Source organism: Sphingobium cupriresistens LL01, from assembly GCF_001046645.1.
Lineage (GTDB): Bacteria > Pseudomonadota > Alphaproteobacteria > Sphingomonadales > Sphingomonadaceae > Sphingobium > Sphingobium cupriresistens.
The window spans coordinates 2184261-2200444 of the sequence record NZ_KQ130434.1 but is presented as its reverse complement, the minus strand read 5'-3'; the positions used below and the strand labels follow the sequence as shown (position 1 = coordinate 2200444).

Sequence of the window (16184 nt, the reverse complement as noted above, 5' to 3'; positions counted from 1 at the left end):
AGCCACTGGTCTCGTTCGAATGTCGAAGGGCTCTCCATCTTGCTTGTTGAAAAGCCAGAAGGGGGCGTCGACTGGCTCAGCCCGAACGGTCCTGGGGGCCATGTTGCTCGCCGCCACGACCACTCCTGCCCTGGCCCAATCCATCGCCATCACCGGCGCGACGCTGGCCATTGGCGATGGATCGGAGCCGATCAAGAACGGCACTGTGGTCATCAGCGCGGGCAAGGTCGTCGCGGCTGGCGCAGGCGTGGTAGCGCCGGCGGGCGTCAAGACGATCGACGCCGGCGGCAAATGGGTGACGCCCGGCATCATGTCGGGCTTTTCCCGCGTCGGCCTGGCCGAAGTGCCGGCGGTCAAGGAAACCAACGACACCAGCGCCCGCTCGCCCTTCTCCGCCGCGATCGACGTCGCGCCGGTCATCAACCCGCTCGCCAACCCGATCGCGATCAGCCGCACCGCGGGCGTCACCCGCGCCGTCGTCGCACCCGCGACCGGCACGAACATCTTCGCCGGACAAGGCGCAGTAATCGATCTGGGCGCGGACATGAGCCCGATCACCAAGGCCCGCGCCTTTCAATATGTCGAAATGGGCGAAGCGGGCGTCGCGGAAGCGGGCGGCAGCCGCGCGGCGATGATCCTGACCTTCAAGATGATGCTTACGCAAGCGCAGGATTATGCGAAGGCGCCCGCCAGCTATGACGGCCGGTCTAAGGACGCGCTGCTCAACCGCGTCGACGCGCAGGCTTTGGCGCCGGTCGTCAGCGGCGCGATGCCGCTGATGGTCCATGCCGAAAGCGCGCGCGATATCTTGGCGGTGCTGGCGCTCCGGCAGGATTTTCCGGCGTTGAGGCTGATCCTGGCCGGGGCGACTGAAGGCTGGATGGTCGCGCCGCAGATCGCGGCGGCCAAGGTGCCGGTCATCACCGCGGGTCTGGAAGACCTGCCGTCGAGCTTCGAGAAGCTGGCCGCGACCCAGAGCAATGTCGGCCGTCTCGTGAAGGCGGGCGTGTCCGTGTCGATGGGAATGCTGACCGGCGACGATGCGCTGCAATTGCGGGCGGCGACGCAGCAGGCGGGCAATATGGTGGCGCTGCTGAAGGTTCCGGGCGCGACCGGGCTGAGCTGGGGGCAGGCGCTGCGCACCATCACATCGGCCCCGGCCGAAGCGATCGGGCTGGGCGACCGGATCGGGTCGCTGAAGGCCGGCAAGGCGGGCGACGTGGTGATCTGGGACGGCGACCCGCTGGAAATGACGTCGGCCCCGGTCGCGGTCTGGATCGACGGCGTGCAGCAGCCGCTGGAAAACCGCCAGACCAAGCTGCGCGACCGCTACGCGACGCCGGGCGAAGGGGCGCTGCCCAAGGCGTATGAATGGTGAGGGGGAGAGGGCTTCGGCCTCCTTCGCCTTTGGGCCTGATGTTGCGGTTGTCGGCGCGAGCCGCTCTATAGCTTCACCGCGGACCCTTCGACAGGCCCAGGACAGGCTTGATCGGGGGGGGGGGGGCGCTTTTTTTCGCGCATCGAAGGGCGCGGGATGCCTGATTGAGCTCCAGCATGACGAGAGCGAATATCTGCTCACGACAGCCATTGGGAAACCACATACGCAGCGCCAACTTGGATCACATAGTGATAGATATTTCAGGTCATCATGTCTGTTTGAGACGATAGCTTTTACAAAGCCGACCTTCCGCAAACCACCCTTTGCCGCCAATCCCCTTTCCACGCAGTCGCGCGGCTGCGTCGATCCGGCGCCAAGCGTGACTCTCATGCGCGATATGCGGGAGGTTAGAGAAGTTCCGCGACCAGTCCGTTGAAATCGAAAAGATCGAAGCGAGCAGGTCCCATCCGAAAGCCCGGAAAATCACACCGCAAAGCGCATGTCCATGGCTGGACCCTAGCTACCGGTAGCGCCCCACACGTCGCTGGCCTTCACATAGCCGCGCTGGCCCTTGGCGTCGAAATTGCACCAGCCGCCCGAACAATCGCCCAGCCGCCCGACCACGCCGCGTTCCGCCCGGAACAGCGCCCGCGCGCCATCGCGCGGCGATTCGCGCAGCGGCGCGACTTCGGACCGGACGATCGCGGTCGGCGTATCGCTCAGCAGGCGGACATGCATCCAGCCCTGCGCGCCGTCGGGGTCTTCCACCTTTCGCCACAGACCCAGCACCTGCACCACCTTCACCGGCAGGTCGCGGCGGCGGTAGATCCAGTTGGACGGGTAATCCAGGCTCGGCCCAACGCGCATCCGCGCTTCGTCCTGCGACAGCGACGCCCAATAGGGGACCGGCTTGCCCGGCCCGGCCCATGCGGCGCTCGCCGCCATCAAGGACGCGACCACGCCCGCGCCCAGCAAAAGACGCTTCATTCCAGACCCGAACCCATAGTCACCCATGGCCTTCCCATACGCCCGGCTGGTCCGCCCCGACAAGCGTTGATGTCACCTGTCGCCATATCCGCTTGACCGGCGGCGCGGGCGGGCATAGCGGCTTTGCCATGGCCAAGAAGCAGCGTCCCGCAAAGCCGCGCGTCATCGTCACGCGCCGCCTGCCGCCCAATGTGGAGGCGCGCATGGCCGAATTGTTCGACGCCAGCTTCAATGTCGGCGATGTCGCGATGAACCGCACCGATCTCGCCCGCGCCATGGCCCAGTGCGACGTGCTGGTGCCCTGCATCAGCGACCAGATCGACGCCGCGCTGCTGGCGGCCGCGCCGGAGCGGCTGCAACTGATCGCCAGTTTCGGCAGCGGGGTGGATCATATCGACCTGTCGGCCGCGCGGGCGAAGGGGATCATCGTGACCAACACGCCCGGCGTGCTGACCGAAGATACGGCCGACATGACGATGGCGCTGATCCTCTCGGTGCCGCGCCGCCTGGCCGAGGGCGAGAAGCTGGTCCGCACCGGCGAATGGCGCGGCTGGAGCCCGTCGGGGATGTTGGGGCACCGGATCGGCGGCAAGAAACTCGGCATTATCGGCATGGGGCGGATCGGCCGCGCCGTCGCGCGTCGCGCTCGCGCCTTCGGCCTTTCGATCGCCTATCATAACCGGCATCGCCTGCCCTTCGAAGTGGAGCAGGAACTGGAGGCGGAATGGCATGGCGATCTGGATGCGCTGCTGAGGGCGAGCGACATAATATCGATCCATTGCCCGCTCAACGCCGACAGCCGCGGGGTGATCGACGCGCGGCGGATCGGGCTGATGCCGCCGCACGCCTATCTCATCAACACATCGCGGGCGGAGATCACCGACGAACAGGCGCTGATCGCGGCGCTGGACGACGGGCGGATCGCCGGTGCGGGCTTTGACGTCTATACCCATGAACCGGCGGTCGATCCGCGGCTGCTGGCGCTGGCCAACGTCGTGCTGCTGCCGCATATGGGGTCCGCGACGTTCGAGGGGCGCGACGCAACCGGCGCGCGAGTGATCGCCAACATCCGCACCTGGGTCGATGGCCATCGACCGCCGAACCAAGTGCTGGAAGGCTGGGTCTGATCGTTTAAGCGGTGGCGAGCTGGTCCTTCAAACCGTTCACCACGACTTGGCCATGCGCCACCGATTCATGGGCCCGGCGCACCACATCCTGCGTGTCCGCGTCGATCGCCTCGTCCTTGAGCACGCGCTCAAATTCTTCGCGCAGATAATCCTCGCCACGATCGATCGCCTGAATGACGGCCTTGTCGCCGCCGCCCAGCGCTACGAAGATGTCCTCCATCCGGCGGTGCACTGTGCCCGCCACGGAGCCGAACTCGTTGGGCTTCCCGCCCAGAGAACGGCTGCGCGCCTGTAGCAGGTCGATCGCCTTGGCGCGTTCGGCCGCCAGATCGCGAAAGAGGGTCTGAAACGCCTCCGACTTCACCTTGTCGGCGCTATGTTCATAGCCTTTCACGCTATCGATCAGCGTCGTGATCAGATCGTCCAGCTTGCTGATGGCATGATTGTTCGACATCGCCTTCTCCTTTGATGCGGCGGGGGAAGAACGGCCGATCGGGCGCGATTGTTCATTCAACCATCTGACAATAAACCTTAATCCTGCGTTATCCATAGTTGCGGTGGAGCGGAACAAGCATCGTCTCCGTCGGTTGATGCTGGCATAGACCGGATACGAAACGAAAGGACGTCCCATGCTCAAGCTGGCCATCATCTCTCTTGTCATCGCCGCCGTGCTGGCCCTGCTCGGCTTTGGCGGCGCGGCCGGCACGTTCGTCGGCATCGCCAAGATATTGTTCTTCATCGCGATCGCCGTATTTGTGCTGTTCCTCGTGCTGGGACTATTGGCTGGCAAGGGCATTAAGGACGCGATAGACTGAGGCCAACGGTTTGATACCTAGTCGCCTGAATGCTTTGCTAGGTTGATTATGTTGGCCATGCGGCCGGAAACTTCGATGATTACGCCCCGCTTTTCAGGGCTGGCGCTAACGATGATGGTGTCGATCAGTCCGCGTATGGCAGTTGTGGCGCGGGCGCCGGATACGCCACCAGCGCTGAGAGCAGCGTCAAGTTGAGCTACATAGTCGCGATAGCGATCGACAGCCCCGTTCGATAATTCGAGCGGGGCTTCTTCGTCGATGGCGGCAATCTGTTGGCGGGTATCAGCAAGTTCGGCGCGGGCCGTTCGGAGTCTGTCCTTGAATTCCGCGAATTCGCCGGCACCGTCTTCAATCGCGTCGACCAAGCGGGTGATCTTGCTGGCAAGTGATGTGGCTTTTCGTTCTAAAGGTGCGCGAATATTGTTGGCTTCGGCCTTACGGGTTTTGATGCCAGCGTTGTAGCGCTCCACGAAAAGCGTAATTGCTTCCTCGTTGAGTAATGCATCTTTTAGCTGACCCAACACCCGTGCTTCATAGACACTGGTGCTTATGATGCGCGTGTTCGAGCAATTGGCTTTGTCGCGCCGATTTGTGCAGCCCCATTTGTTCGAGCCGAGTACCGACCAAGTGCCGCCGCATTCGCCGCATTTGCCTAGCTGGGAGAGAAGTCGCTTAGGCCGTGGTGGTCCGGGCTGCCGCCTGACTGATTTATTAGGGTGTGTAGCATAAATCGCCGCAACCGCAGCCCATTGTTCGTCAGAAATTATGCGCAGATGAGGGACGTCTACAGATCGCCATTCTTCAATGGGAAGCACGCGCGCGAGGACTTTCCTCGTTTTTGGATGATGGTAACGACGGGTTCGGCCATAGACCATGACGCCCCGATAGAGGTTATTGCGGATTATGCCTGTGGCTCGGCCTCGACTGCCGTGGATTGAATATGTGCGCCAAGCCTTGCCTCCTGGTGCCGGAACGCCTTCTTCGTTCAACCCCTTTACGATCAAGCGGGCGGATGCACCCGCTTGCAACGCGGCCAGCTGGTCAGCGGTCGATAGGGGGTTCTGCAAATCGGAAGAGAAACGGGCGTAGGGAAGTGCCTGCCCCGCATATTGTCGAGGCGCTGGCAAGAGAGCGCCGTAGACGATGGTTGGAGGGGGTATTCAACCTGTTCACAGGCCTGCGGCATGAACGCATTCATTTTCTGTTCTTTGACGAGCGGGGCGAGGCGAGGGGCAATCTCTATTTCGACGGTTGCATCAACGCGGCGCAGTTCGATCTAGCCTTGGTGCTGCGATCAGCGCTACTGCGAGACGCGAGTTCGATCGTGGTGGCGCACAACCATCCTGGCGGGCGGCCGGAACCGTCCAGTGCAGACGTCGCGTCAACATTGCGGATTATCGAGGCATGCAAGATGGTGGGCATCAGTTGCTCGGATCACCTGATTGTCGCCGCCCACAACATATTCAGTTTCCGCGAGCAGGGACTGATGTGAGTATGGAGGACGGAGCGTTAGATGTCCGTGCTGCCCTGGAAGGGCTGATCGTTTCACGCGGCGCGAATTACGCTGATCTGTCCCGGATGATCGGTCGCAATGCCGCCTATATCCAGCAATTCATCAAGCGGGGCATACCACGCAAACTAGGCGAACGAGATCGCCGTTTGCTGGCCAGCCATTTCGGTGTGCCGGAGCAATTGCTGGGTGGAATGCCGGCCGACCAGTCGACGTCGCCTAGGCCAATCTATGGGGCTATTTCCGTTCCGTGGCTATCATTGGGTACCCCTCCCGATAGTCGAGCAGTGAATGGAAAAGGGCGCGTAATGGGTGAGATCGCCTTTGACGCACGATGGCTGCGAGATCTGGAAGTGCAACCTGGAAGGGTAGCGATAGCAAGGATGAACGGCGAGGCCATGTCGCCGGACATTCGTGACGGCGATGTCGTGATGGTTGACCATGATGATGGCGTCGGGCGGCTACGCAACGGGATATATGTGCTGGAACTCGACGGAGTGATGATGGTCAAGCGGATATCTATCGGGCCAAAGCGCGGCCGGTTCAGCTTGTTATGCGACAATCCGCATTATCCAAACTGGCTCGACATCGATCCGGCTTTAGTGAACATTACCGGTCGAGTGGTTTGGATGGGACGGTCCGTCAGGTGAAACACCACAAGGAGTGCGCGCCGGTCGGCAAACGGTGCGACTGAACCTTGGCACCTAAAAGCAAGGCGCATAGGCGATGTTGAGGCGAATTTGGAACTGGCAGACACGAAGTCTATGGGTTTGGATACCTCTTTGGGCATTCGCCTTCCTGCTTCTGGGCGACTTTCTGCTGTAGTTAGGCCTGATGAGAATTCTGCGCAGCGGTCGTTGTTTCCATCTTTAGCGCGGTTATGAAACCGCCGCCTCTGTCCAGGCTATGCGTCACCTCACTGATCAACCAGGTGCCATCGATCCCGACCTTGATCCCGCTGACGGTCGCGCGCAATTCGGGGTAGATATCGGCGCGGCCGAGCGCCAGTTTCATATCCAGTGTCGCCGGCGCGCGCTTGAGCCGGTCGCGTTCCGCCACGGCCGCGCGCTTTGCCGACGCCTCGTCCGCATAAGTCTTGCGCAGCCGCTTGGCGCCATCCTCCTTGCCCACGGTCACGGTCTGACGCTTGGCACCCTTGCGATCGTGCCAACTGGCCGTCACGCCCTCCTGCCCGTCGCGGGTCTGGCGTTGCCAGCTATGGCCGTCGCCATCGCGTCGGCGCAGGGTGATGGTGGGCAATGTCTTGCCGCTGGCCGTCTCTCCCGCCCCGATCGGCGCGAAGATCAATATCTTGTCCTTGATGGTCGCCACGGCGACATTCTCGCGGCCCAGGCGGCGGATGAAGGCGATGTCGCTTTCCCGGCTCTGGCTGATCGTGGGCAGGGCAATGGCGGCAAGCGCGGGCGTTATCTTCGCGGTGAGGCCGTTGCGGCCCGCGACATCGGCCAGGACCGCGCCCAAAGTGGTGGTCTTCCAGCTTTGTTCGCGCCGATTGCGGATCTGGCTGGTGAAGTCCACGGCGCGGGCGCGGATCTTGATCTGATCGGGCGGGCCGGCATGCGATACGTCGTCCACCTTGAAGCTGCCCTTGTCGACCAGGCCGATGATGACATCGCGGCCGCGCTTCCACCCCAGCGCCAGGCGGAGGATGGCACCTTCCTTTGGGATCGCCAGCAGGCCATCGCCATCCTCCAGGGTGATATCCAGTTGGTCAGCCTCGTCCCCGCGCTTTTCCGATAGCGACAGGCCGATCAGGCGCGGGCGCATGCGGTCGGTCAGATCCCTGCCATCGAGTGTGACGCGCCAGTCGGCGACATTGTTGATGCCGTCGCTCACGACGCCGCTTCTCCATCGGTGCAGGCCGGATCATCCACCCGCAACAGATCGATAGCGAAGTCGATGCGCCGCGCGCGGCCGTCCGCCATGATGGCGGCATGGCGTCCATCGATCGCCTCGATCACGAAATCACCGAACACCAGACCGGTGCCATCGAGCAAGGGATAGGCATCGCCTTCATCGGCCATGGCGCGCAGCTGGTCGATCGACAGGCTGGCATCGGCGATCTCTGTATAGACCGCACCCGACAGGCTGATCGTTTCCGCGCCTGGTCCCACGAACTGGGTGGCGTCGCGCGCGCCGACGCGGCCCGATTTGGCGTGGACCCACTGCGCCTTGCGCTGCATTTCATCATGGGCGAGGGTCGAAATCTCAAAGATAAACATGCCCAGGGCCATCAACATCAGTCGTCTCCCTCATCGCCAAAGCCGCGCCCACGCCGTTCGCGTTCCAGTTGCTCCATGGCGTCCTTCACCGCCTGGGCAATGTCCTGCGGGCTGCCGCTGACGCCATGGAAGTGGAGGTTGTAGGTGGCAGGCGGTGCAGTGCCGACAGGCGCGCCCCGCGCCATCGCGGGCGGCGCGCCTGCGCCCGTCGAGGCGGCGGCTATCGCGGGCGTGGCCGCACCCACCGCCATGGCGCGGCTGATGTCGGCCGCCAGCGCCTTCACCCGGTCGATCGGCGCGCGCTGCTCGGACTGGATACCGCCGTCCAAGCCCTGCATCATATAGCCGCCGAACTGGGCGAAAACGCGGGACGGGCTATGAATGCCCAGCTTTTCCTTGAACCATCGGGCGGCCGACCCTGCGGCATTGACAATGGTGGATTTGAGCGCGCCCAGCATATTAGTGATGCCGTTGATCAGACCCGTGATCAGGTTGCGGCCGACGTCCACCAGATTGATCGACCGTAGATAGGCCAAGGCTGGCAGGAACGCCTTGATGAGCAGGCCAAGGGGGGTGAAGTTGAGGAAGGCGCTGATAAGCCCCTGAATGGCACTGGAGACGGTCGCCTTGATGCCTTCCCACAAATTGCTGAACCACCCGGTGATGGCGCCCCAATTGGCGTAAATTAGATAGGCGGCACCGGCGAGCAGCGCGATACCCAGCACTACGCCCGCCACGATGCCGATCAGCGGTAGCATGCCGATGCCCAGCATGGTTGCAGCGCCAGCAAGCAGGGCGAAGGGAGCAACCAGGCCTGCAATCAGCAGGGCTCCACCGCCCAGGACCACAAACAGCGCGGCCATGATGCCCAAACCGACGGCGATCCCTTGGGTCAGCTTAGGATGCCGCTCCGCCAGGTCTGTGAGGCGGTCTGCCCATTCCGACATTTTTTCCGAAACGCCGCTGGTCATCGGCATCAGTTTCTCACCGATCGTGTCCTTGAGCAGCTTGGACTGGATCTGCAGGCGCTTCACCTTTTCCGCGCCGTCATTCATGCGCTCTGCAAAATCGACATTGACGGTGCCGTTGGCGCCCAGCGCGTCGGTGCGGATCGCCTGATATTCCTTGAATGCCGACATTAGCGGGCGGAGCGCCTGTTGCACCTGCATATCACCAAACAGCGATGACAGCTTCGTCTGGTCGCCGCCGGTGGCCTGCTGGGTCAGGCGCACGATCTCCTCGATCGGGCTGCGCCCGTCCTTTGCCGCCTTCTTCATGGCGGCGGGGATATCGATACCGAACTTGGCGAAATTTTTGATCGTGTCCCCGGCGTTGATCTTGGAAATGAGGTTCTGCAGGTTGTTGGCGGCGCTGGGGCTATCGCCCGCGCCCTTGCGGGTGATCTGCAGCGCGGCGGCCAAATCCGCGACGGCGGGCACGCCCTTGGACCCCAGGCTTTGCATGGAGGCGGTGAGTTCGGGAAAATATTGTGCCATGTCCTTCACTTCGAAGGCGCCGCTCTTGCCCGCCTGCGCCATGACGTCGAGCGCCTTGCCGGTCTGCTCGACCGGCACTTTGAGATTGTCATGGGCGGCGAAGGTGGCGCGGCCAAGATCATCGATCTCCGCCTTGTACGCGGTTGCCGCGCGCCCGATCGGCGTCATCATGTCGGTCGCCTGGCGCGCGCCCAGGCCAAAGCCGGTGAGGGTATCGACGCCCTTTTGCAGATCGGCCGGCATCTGATTGACGGCCAGCGCCGCCACGCGCAGATCCTTGCCCATCTGGCGACCAGCTTCACGGGTCTGGTTCACCTTCTGGTTGATGTCCGTCATCGTCGATTCATATTCGAGCGCGCCGGAAACAGCATCTTCAAGTGGACGGGCAATCACCATGCCGGTGCCGACCGCCGCCGCACCGCCAGCGGCCAGGCCGGTGGCCGTGCCCTGGATCTGCGAGAACTGGTTACGCGCGGCCGCCACGCGGCGCGACCGGTCGGCCAGTTGCTGCAGCCGGCGTTCCTGTTCGCGCAGCGTGTCGTTGGTCGAGGCCGCGTCGGTGCGCAGGCGGCGTTCGTGCGACGCCAGGTCACGGGTCGATACGCCGGCGGCGGCCATGCGCGATCGTAGCGCCTGTAGGCGGCTCGATTGCTGGCCATGTTCGTCCGACAGGCGCGCGGCCTCCCGGCGTGCGCGTTCGAACTCGGTGCGCAGCTTCTTGGTGGGATTTTCGGTGCGGGCAAGCTCGCGGCCCAACTGAGCGCTTTTCGCCTGGGCTTCCTGCATCCTCCGGGCGGTTTTGGCCAAGCCGGTCTTTAACTGGCGGAATTCGCCGATATCGGCCTGCGCCCGCTCGATCTCCTTCATCCGATCGCGGGTGATGCGCAGCGCCTGGGACAGGCGGGACGAACCGCCGGCGGCCTCGCGCAGGGGGCGGGTCAGCCGATCGGCCCCTTCGAGCAACATGCGGATGCGGAGATTGCGGTCCACGGGGGCACCTCTATTTGTCGGCGCCCGCCCGTTTGGCGGCGCGGCCGCGCCATTGCATCAGTTCGGACAGGTCCATGGGGTCCATCACCGGCGGCCCCCAATGGAAGATGACCGCGATATCGGCCATCGCATCATCTACCCGTTCGGGGAGAGCGCCGCCTTGGCGCCCTTCGGCAGCAAAAAATCCATCACTTCGCTGCCCAACTGGGTGAAGTCGGACGGGTCCATGGCGATGATCTGCGCCTTGGTGAGCGTCGGGATGGTGATGCGTGGCAGCAGGTTTTCGAGCGCTGCATAATCGAGATTGAGCAGGGCGGAGAGGCTGAGGCCGCGCAGTTCGCCCGCCTGGGGCTTGCGCACCTTCACTTCACTTATCGTGATGTCGCCGCTGACGATCGGCGCGTCGAGGGTGACGCTGGACATTTGCGGGCTGGTGGGCTGGTCGTTCATGGAAAATCTGCCTGTCTAGGACGGGAAAAAGGCCGCCCGACCGTGAGGCCGGGCGGGATGATCAGAAGATGCCGATGGCGGCGCGGCGCTCGGCCGTGCGATCGATGCCGCCGATGATCTCGATTCCGTTCAACGGGTCGATCTCGATTTCCGTGCGGCCGTTCCAGACCAGTTTATAATAGGCTAGCGCCGACTTGACCTTGAATTCACCGACTTCGCCGGGCTTCTGCTCGCCCATCTCGATCTCTTCATGACGGCCGCGTACGATGACCTCGACGCTATCGACGCCGCCGGTATCGTCCTGCTGATAGGAACCGGCGAAGCGGAGATAGACGCCCGCGACCGTGGTGACGCCGAACTGGCGCAGAATGTCGCGCATGGGGCCGCCGAAGGCCGCCTCCAATTCCAGCCCCTCCATGCCCATGTCGATCTTGACCGGGGCGGACATGCCAGCGCCGCGCCATTCCTCCATCTTGCGGGTGAGGGTCGGCAGGGTGACCGAAGCGCACTCGCCCAAATAGGCGAAGCCTTCGTTGAACAGCATCATATCCTTGAGAACGCGGGGCAGACCCATCGCAGGCTCCTATGGTGAAAGGGGAAGAGAGGGCGCGCCGGATCAGCCGGCGTCGGTCAGCTGGGACGCGAAGTCGGCGAAATATTCGTCGGTGATTTCCTGGTAGAAGCCCAGATCCTCTAGCGGCGGCGGTACGGTATATTTGTAGCGGATGCGCAGCTTTCCGGCCTTGAGGCTATCGATCGGGTTGGACGCCTCGTCATACCAGGCCTCTGCGCCCAGGATGACGCCGGCGGCTTTTAGATTGCGGAACAGGCCGTTGACGGTTTCGATAATGTCCTTGGCAAGGCTGGGCGTCAGCGGCTTGTCCATCGCCCAGTCCATGCCGTGGGCGATCGTATCGGCCAGTAGCTGGGCCACGCGCACGCTGCTTTCGAAGGCGAACAGAGGACCGTCGGAACAGGTACGGTTGCCCCAGAAGTAGAAGCCCGCGCTTTTGCGGACCAGCGCGGTGATCTCCGAGGCATTGAGCAGGCCCGCGTCGGTATCCTGATCCTCGATATCCCAATGGATAGGCTGGGTCAGGCCGACAACGCCCTGCACCGCGACATTGGACAGGGTCTTTTGCGGGCCGGTGCTTTCATCTATCAGCGCGCGCAGGCCCATAGCGCGGGCGGCGGCGAAGCTGGTGACATTTTCATCCTGCGCCGTGTCCCAGGCGAGGAAGTCGGGCATCAGCAGCATGAGTTCGCGCTGGGAGAAATTGGCGCGGTAGAGTTTGGCAGCCGCGACCGTGGTGCCTAGCGCACGGGCATAGCCGAAGGCGCGCAGCTTCTTCGCGACGATAGCCAGAGCGGTGGTGACCGCCTGGCTTTCGAGGCCCGGCGTGCCCAGGATGCGGGGAATGACGCCCAACTGCGCCACAGCGCTGAGCAGCGCCTGCATGCCGGTGCGGGTGCCGTCTACGGCGGTGGTGCCGATGACGTTGCTGGCGGTTTCGGCATCATCCTCGCCCTCCGCCACGCGGATGACGACGATGATGGGGCGGGTCTGATCGGCAATGGCGCGCAGGCTGCGCGCCAGCGTCCCGGTGACGCCCGCCTTGCCGATGGCCGTTTCCACGTCGCTGATGAGCGCGGGCGTGTCGAGCGGGAAGACGGTGGCGTCGGCATCCGTCGCGGTGGCGACCAGCCCGATGATCGCGGTGGAGACGGCCGTCAGCGTGCGGACGCCGTTGGTCACCTCTGTGACGGTAATGCCATGTTTGAAGGCGGTCGTGGCCATGACGGCTCCTGTGGTCAGAGGGAAAGAGGGACGAGAAGGCGGGAAAGGCCGGCGGTAGCGCCGGTGTCTGTGCGCTTCGCCTCGATCGCCATGGTGGCGCCGCCGGGGCGGCTGCCGGCGATCAGGCCGATGCGGCGGACGCGGATGCGGTTTTCCCATTTGGCGAGCGCGGTGGCGGCTGCCGCGAAGATCCGCAGAAGGTTTGCCGGGGTCATGGGCTGGTCGATGAGGGCCGGCACCTGCGATCCATATTCGCGCAGGCCAACGACCGTGCCGATCGGCGTCGACAGAATATCGCTGACCGACTGGATGATATGATCCACGCCATCGAGCGCGGCGCCGGTCTGGCGGGCCATGCCGGCCATCAGACGGGTTTCCCCGATTGCGCCGTGCCGGCCTGCACCTGGCCGTGCTTATGATCCTTGAGGCTGATGCCGGCGGCGACGACGTCTTCGGTCGCGGTGACCTTGCCATTGATCTGCAACGGGCCGTCGATCGTTACGCCACCATCGGCGGTGATGGCGACGGTGCCGCCAGCGGGCAGGGTGGCGGCCAGAGCATGTGCGGCATGATCGTAGGAGATGATCGCGCCATCAGGGAATTTGAGCAAGGTAATATCGGCCGAAGATGACGGCGCGGGGCAAGCGTCGGAATAGAGGCCGACGATGACGAGGCCGCAGGCAAGATCGCCCTCGGGCGCCAGCAACAGGCATTGTTCGCCCAACGTGGGCGGCGACCAGGTGATGACGGCGCCGGCGCGCTGGGCGATCCAAGGCAGGTCACCGGTGACGATATCGCCGCTTTCGACCGTGCAGGTAGCGTTGGCCAGATCGACGGACGCGATCGCGCCATAGCGGAGAACTTCGCCGGTCAGCCGTTCAGTGTCTGGAATTTGCGCCATGGGACGACCATGGCGCGGGATGCTCTCTGATGCGTGGCACTGCATGTGTAGAGGCGGGCTCTACACATGCCCATGCCTAAACTTCGTCTGAATGTTACATCGATAACAAATGACGGTGCGAGCTAATCGCTTCAAATTCGCAACCTACTTACTAATTCCCCGATGACTTGACTTTCCTCCGCTACTCCTTCCCATGCAAGATGGTGTATGTCGAGAGATCCATCTGCAAGTATGCGGAACCCGTGCCTCGCTACGATAGGCTGAGTATCGATTGACGACACGTTCGAGCCAAAATCATTCAGTACTGCCTTTCTGATCCGTTCACGTTTCGCAGTAGCGATCGTCCCATCGCTATGGTGTGGAACCAATATAACACACTTAGGACTACATTCATTCACAAGAGACTGAATATCATCGACAAACTCGTCGAATACACTTGGAGTAGACGGCTTTACTCCGATCTCTGGTTCGTAGCGGTCATAGTATCCCGCGCCCTTCCAGACCTCAGAGTATGGCACATTTCTTAAGAAGTTTGGATTTCCCTGAAGAGGTAATGTGTCATATAAAAAGCTTACATCGCTTGATATCTCTAAAATGCACGCATCGCTATTTTTCCAAAGCGCGCGAACGCGATCTCTAAAATAATAAAACTTGTCAGGATCAAATATATCTTCATCAAACTTATTACAAAATGTGCCATCTCGCCTAAAAAACAGACCAGCCAAACTGACATCTAATTCTACGGTTCCATTGAGCCATTTTACTAAATGTTCAATCTGTCTGGGGGAATGGAAATATCCCATTCGGGGAAACAAAATATTTAAATGCTTTGATTTTAGCAACTCTCCAAGTGGCTCATGAAGCCTGCTACTGCCGATTGGGAATAGTTTAGTCGGTGCGCTATCAAGAAGATAGTCATGCTTCCAAATTTTTCCGACGCCGGATGAGATGCCTGATGTCGCCTCTTCAAGGTACTTTGTCGTGTAAGCTACTGGTCGCAGCTTTATCGCCAATTTGAGAATTTCAGCCGCTTTATGGAAGTATTTAGCTTTTAATATAATCCATCCCGCGAGTTCAAGAATATTAGGATTTTCAGGAAAAAGTTCAAATGCCTCGACCGCCGCATTAACGCTACGATTATCAATTTCGATCTTAGATAAGCTTTTAAGATAATAGATCCAAATGTAATCTTTTTTATTCAAATAAACTGAAAGTTTTTCATAAATATTCGCTGCATCCGAATAGTTTCCGCTGTGCAAAATTTTAACAGCTACCTTAGATGTTTCAGTTGGATATTGCGCAAAAATAGCATTGTTATCCAGCAGAATAGCAGCGCTTTCTGCATAGTTGCCCATGTTTGCTAAAGCAGACGCCTTTGCAACGACATTTTTTAAATTTTCATGTGGCAATTTTGATATCCACTCCAATGCCTCTGCTGGTTTCTCGTTCAGGATGAGATTGACGTAAGCCATAATCTCAGGGTTCTGCGCCGTTTGGAAACTTAGGGCGACCTCCAACGCTTTTCCAGCAAGTTTCGGCTTCCTCGCTTGAAGTTGCAGACCCATATTGGCCCAATATGATTGGCTGATCCGCCTGAGGCGTCTGCGTCCCAGAATTAACTCATTCGCAATTGGGCCTGCTTCTCCATCTGCGACCGTCAAGAACTTTGTGACGAAGTCAGATAACTGCTTTGTCTCTACCAGATGGCGGGCAACGTTGTGCCCGGCAAATGGAAGTGGAATCAATTTCGCGGAACGATTGCGGCTAATCATCTCAGCATGCCAGCGATCTTGTGGATGAAACGGGTCGTATATGATGGCAGAAACTGGATAATCATTTCCGGACGGCATCGGCTGAAGAAAGTTAACAATGCCCGATCTCTCCTTTTCCCATCGAGTATCAGCTGAAAGCAGAACTGAAGGATCAGCACTGTATTGCGGAGATAACGCCAAAACCCTAGATGCTTTCAGCCTCTCACGGAATGTGATCGCGCCAAATCCTCCCATGCTTGAGCCGTATGTCGACGCTGTCCTGAACCTTGATTGCCAAAAATCTCGTACTCTCGATATGCAGTCTTCCATATCGCTTGACTGGTACCAATTCGCCCAAGTTGGAACTATGGAGATATGTGAAATCGAATTATCGCTTAGAAATTTTTCGGCGAACGGTTTGTGCTCACCCCCGTCATTGAACAGATGTGAGAATGTTATCACGACATTTTCGCCGGGATTTAAAACGGGGTGATAAGTGGCGATTACGTTCTCGCCGGCATAAAGAATGGTTCCAGGCATTTTCATTCCATGAATCGAATCAGGCTGAGGCGCGTTATCGCGCTGTGCGGTGGAATTGTGCAAGTGACGGCCGCATAAGCAATTGAGTACAAACCAATGGCGGTAGTGCTCGAGGAAAATTTGACGCCGAAGCGAAACTGCCTCTCTTCTGCCGCCGATCCAACAGCAGTCGGGAAAATTGATGGGCCGAATTCCGAT

Annotated in this window: 18 protein-coding genes; 5 read left to right on the top strand and 13 right to left on the bottom strand. The window is 60.8% G+C overall.

The window, feature by feature from the left end; genetic code table 11:
- The first annotated feature begins 100 nt into the window (after positions 1–100).
- Positions 101–1378 carry an amidohydrolase family protein gene (locus tag V473_RS10580; RefSeq protein WP_066603592.1) on the top strand — a complete coding sequence of 426 codons (1278 nt, stop codon included), beginning with the start codon at positions 101–103 and terminating at the stop codon, positions 1376–1378.
- Positions 1379–1894: 516 nt separating this feature from the next.
- On the opposite strand, the gene V473_RS10575 is transcribed toward V473_RS10580, so the two are convergent.
- Positions 1895–2392, bottom strand: coding sequence for an SH3 domain-containing protein (locus V473_RS10575; RefSeq protein ID WP_066603591.1), 498 nt, complete (start codon positions 2390–2392; stop codon positions 1895–1897).
- A 101-nt stretch (positions 2393–2493) separates the two neighbouring features.
- On the opposite strand from V473_RS10575, the gene V473_RS10570 reads away from it, so the two are divergent.
- Positions 2494–3492, top strand: coding sequence for a 2-hydroxyacid dehydrogenase (locus tag V473_RS10570; protein WP_066605499.1), 999 nt, complete (start codon positions 2494–2496; stop codon positions 3490–3492).
- 4 nt (positions 3493–3496) lie between these two features.
- On the opposite strand, the gene V473_RS24075 is transcribed toward V473_RS10570, so the two are convergent.
- Entirely contained in the window at positions 3497–3946 is a 450-nt protein-coding gene (locus V473_RS24075; protein ID WP_165363570.1) for a ferritin-like domain-containing protein, read from the bottom strand.
- A 175-nt stretch (positions 3947–4121) separates the two neighbouring features.
- On the opposite strand from V473_RS24075, the gene V473_RS10560 reads away from it, so the two are divergent.
- Entirely contained in the window at positions 4122–4307 is a 186-nt protein-coding gene (locus V473_RS10560; protein WP_066603588.1) for a DUF1328 domain-containing protein, read from the top strand.
- Between the two features lie 17 nt (positions 4308–4324).
- Here V473_RS10560 and V473_RS22930 read toward each other — a convergent pair whose 3' ends face one another.
- Positions 4325–5335 (bottom strand): recombinase family protein, encoded by a 1011-nt coding sequence (locus V473_RS22930; protein WP_269076445.1) that lies wholly within the window; start codon positions 5333–5335, stop codon positions 4325–4327.
- A 65-nt stretch (positions 5336–5400) separates the two neighbouring features.
- Between V473_RS22930 and V473_RS24070 the strand changes: the two genes are divergently transcribed.
- Positions 5401–5799, top strand: a complete 399-nt coding sequence (locus V473_RS24070) for a JAB domain-containing protein (protein WP_216628554.1) — start codon at positions 5401–5403, stop codon at positions 5797–5799.
- 2 nt (positions 5800–5801) lie between these two features.
- The gene (locus tag V473_RS10545) at positions 5802–6467 is read left to right on the top strand and encodes a S24 family peptidase (RefSeq protein WP_066603580.1); all 666 of its coding nucleotides are present in this window, start codon (positions 5802–5804) and stop codon (positions 6465–6467) included.
- Between the two features lie 175 nt (positions 6468–6642).
- Here the strand turns inward: V473_RS10545 and V473_RS10540 are convergent, their stop codons facing one another.
- The 10 genes from V473_RS10540 to V473_RS23560 all read right to left on the bottom strand — a co-directional run bounded on the left by V473_RS10540 (position 6643) and on the right by V473_RS23560 (position 16049).
- On the bottom strand, positions 6643–7674 hold the full coding sequence (locus V473_RS10540) for a contractile injection system protein, VgrG/Pvc8 family (RefSeq protein ID WP_082679066.1): 1032 nt from the start codon (positions 7672–7674) through the stop codon (positions 6643–6645).
- Complete coding sequence (locus V473_RS10535) at positions 7671–8078, bottom strand: phage tail protein (RefSeq protein WP_066603577.1); 408 nt, start codon at positions 8076–8078, stop codon at positions 7671–7673. The genes V473_RS10540 and V473_RS10535 overlap by 4 nt, the downstream gene beginning before the upstream one ends.
- Positions 8078–10546: a phage tail tape measure protein gene (locus tag V473_RS10530; protein ID WP_244884368.1), complete on the bottom strand. Its 2469-nt coding sequence runs from the start codon at positions 10544–10546 to the stop codon at positions 8078–8080. Before V473_RS10530 ends, V473_RS10535 begins: the two co-directional genes overlap by 1 nt.
- Before the next feature lie 10 nt (positions 10547–10556).
- Positions 10557–10673, bottom strand: coding sequence for a GpE family phage tail protein (locus tag V473_RS22920; protein ID WP_082679065.1), 117 nt, complete (start codon positions 10671–10673; stop codon positions 10557–10559).
- Positions 10674–10681: 8 nt separating this feature from the next.
- A complete protein-coding gene (locus V473_RS10525) occupies positions 10682–10996 on the bottom strand; it encodes a phage tail assembly protein (RefSeq protein ID WP_066603572.1) in 315 nt (104 codons plus the stop codon).
- Between the two features lie 61 nt (positions 10997–11057).
- On the bottom strand, positions 11058–11570 hold the full coding sequence (locus tag V473_RS10520) for a phage major tail tube protein (RefSeq protein WP_066603567.1): 513 nt from the start codon (positions 11568–11570) through the stop codon (positions 11058–11060).
- A gap of 42 nt (positions 11571–11612) precedes the next feature.
- Positions 11613–12794 (bottom strand): phage tail sheath subtilisin-like domain-containing protein, encoded by a 1182-nt coding sequence (locus V473_RS10515; protein WP_066603561.1) that lies wholly within the window; start codon positions 12792–12794, stop codon positions 11613–11615.
- 14 nt (positions 12795–12808) lie between these two features.
- Positions 12809–13159 (bottom strand): GPW/gp25 family protein, encoded by a 351-nt coding sequence (locus tag V473_RS10510; RefSeq protein ID WP_066603559.1) that lies wholly within the window; start codon positions 13157–13159, stop codon positions 12809–12811.
- Positions 13159–13695 (bottom strand): phage baseplate assembly protein V, encoded by a 537-nt coding sequence (locus V473_RS10505; RefSeq protein ID WP_066603557.1) that lies wholly within the window; start codon positions 13693–13695, stop codon positions 13159–13161. The genes V473_RS10510 and V473_RS10505 overlap by 1 nt, the downstream gene beginning before the upstream one ends.
- A 131-nt stretch (positions 13696–13826) precedes the next feature.
- Positions 13827–16049 carry a hypothetical protein gene (locus tag V473_RS23560; protein WP_148648361.1) on the bottom strand — a complete coding sequence of 741 codons (2223 nt, stop codon included), beginning with the start codon at positions 16047–16049 and terminating at the stop codon, positions 13827–13829.
- Positions 16050–16184 lie beyond the last annotated feature (135 nt).

Excerpts from the sequence above, each read along its gene's own strand:
- V473_RS10580 (WP_066603592.1), top strand. The coding sequence starts at position 101 with ATGTTGCTCGCCGCCACGACCACTCCTGCCCTGGCCCAATCCATCGCC.
- V473_RS10575 (WP_066603591.1), bottom strand. The coding sequence starts at position 2,392 with ATGGGTGACTATGGGTTCGGGTCTGGAATGAAGCGTCTTTTGCTGGGC.
- V473_RS10570 (WP_066605499.1), top strand. The coding sequence starts at position 2,494 with ATGGCCAAGAAGCAGCGTCCCGCAAAGCCGCGCGTCATCGTCACGCGC.
- V473_RS24075 (WP_165363570.1), bottom strand. The coding sequence starts at position 3,946 with ATGTCGAACAATCATGCCATCAGCAAGCTGGACGATCTGATCACGACG.
- V473_RS10560 (WP_066603588.1), top strand. The coding sequence starts at position 4,122 with ATGCTCAAGCTGGCCATCATCTCTCTTGTCATCGCCGCCGTGCTGGCC.
- V473_RS10545 (WP_066603580.1), top strand. The coding sequence starts at position 5,802 with ATGGAGGACGGAGCGTTAGATGTCCGTGCTGCCCTGGAAGGGCTGATC.
- V473_RS10535 (WP_066603577.1), bottom strand. The coding sequence starts at position 8,078 with ATGTTGATGGCCCTGGGCATGTTTATCTTTGAGATTTCGACCCTCGCC.
- V473_RS22920 (WP_082679065.1), bottom strand. The coding sequence starts at position 10,673 with ATGGCCGATATCGCGGTCATCTTCCATTGGGGGCCGCCGGTGATGGAC.
- V473_RS10525 (WP_066603572.1), bottom strand. The coding sequence starts at position 10,996 with ATGAACGACCAGCCCACCAGCCCGCAAATGTCCAGCGTCACCCTCGAC.
- V473_RS10520 (WP_066603567.1), bottom strand. The coding sequence starts at position 11,570 with ATGGGTCTGCCCCGCGTTCTCAAGGATATGATGCTGTTCAACGAAGGC.
- V473_RS10515 (WP_066603561.1), bottom strand. The coding sequence starts at position 12,794 with ATGGCCACGACCGCCTTCAAACATGGCATTACCGTCACAGAGGTGACC.
- V473_RS10510 (WP_066603559.1), bottom strand. The coding sequence starts at position 13,159 with ATGGCCGGCATGGCCCGCCAGACCGGCGCCGCGCTCGATGGCGTGGAT.
- V473_RS10505 (WP_066603557.1), bottom strand. The coding sequence starts at position 13,695 with ATGGCGCAAATTCCAGACACTGAACGGCTGACCGGCGAAGTTCTCCGC.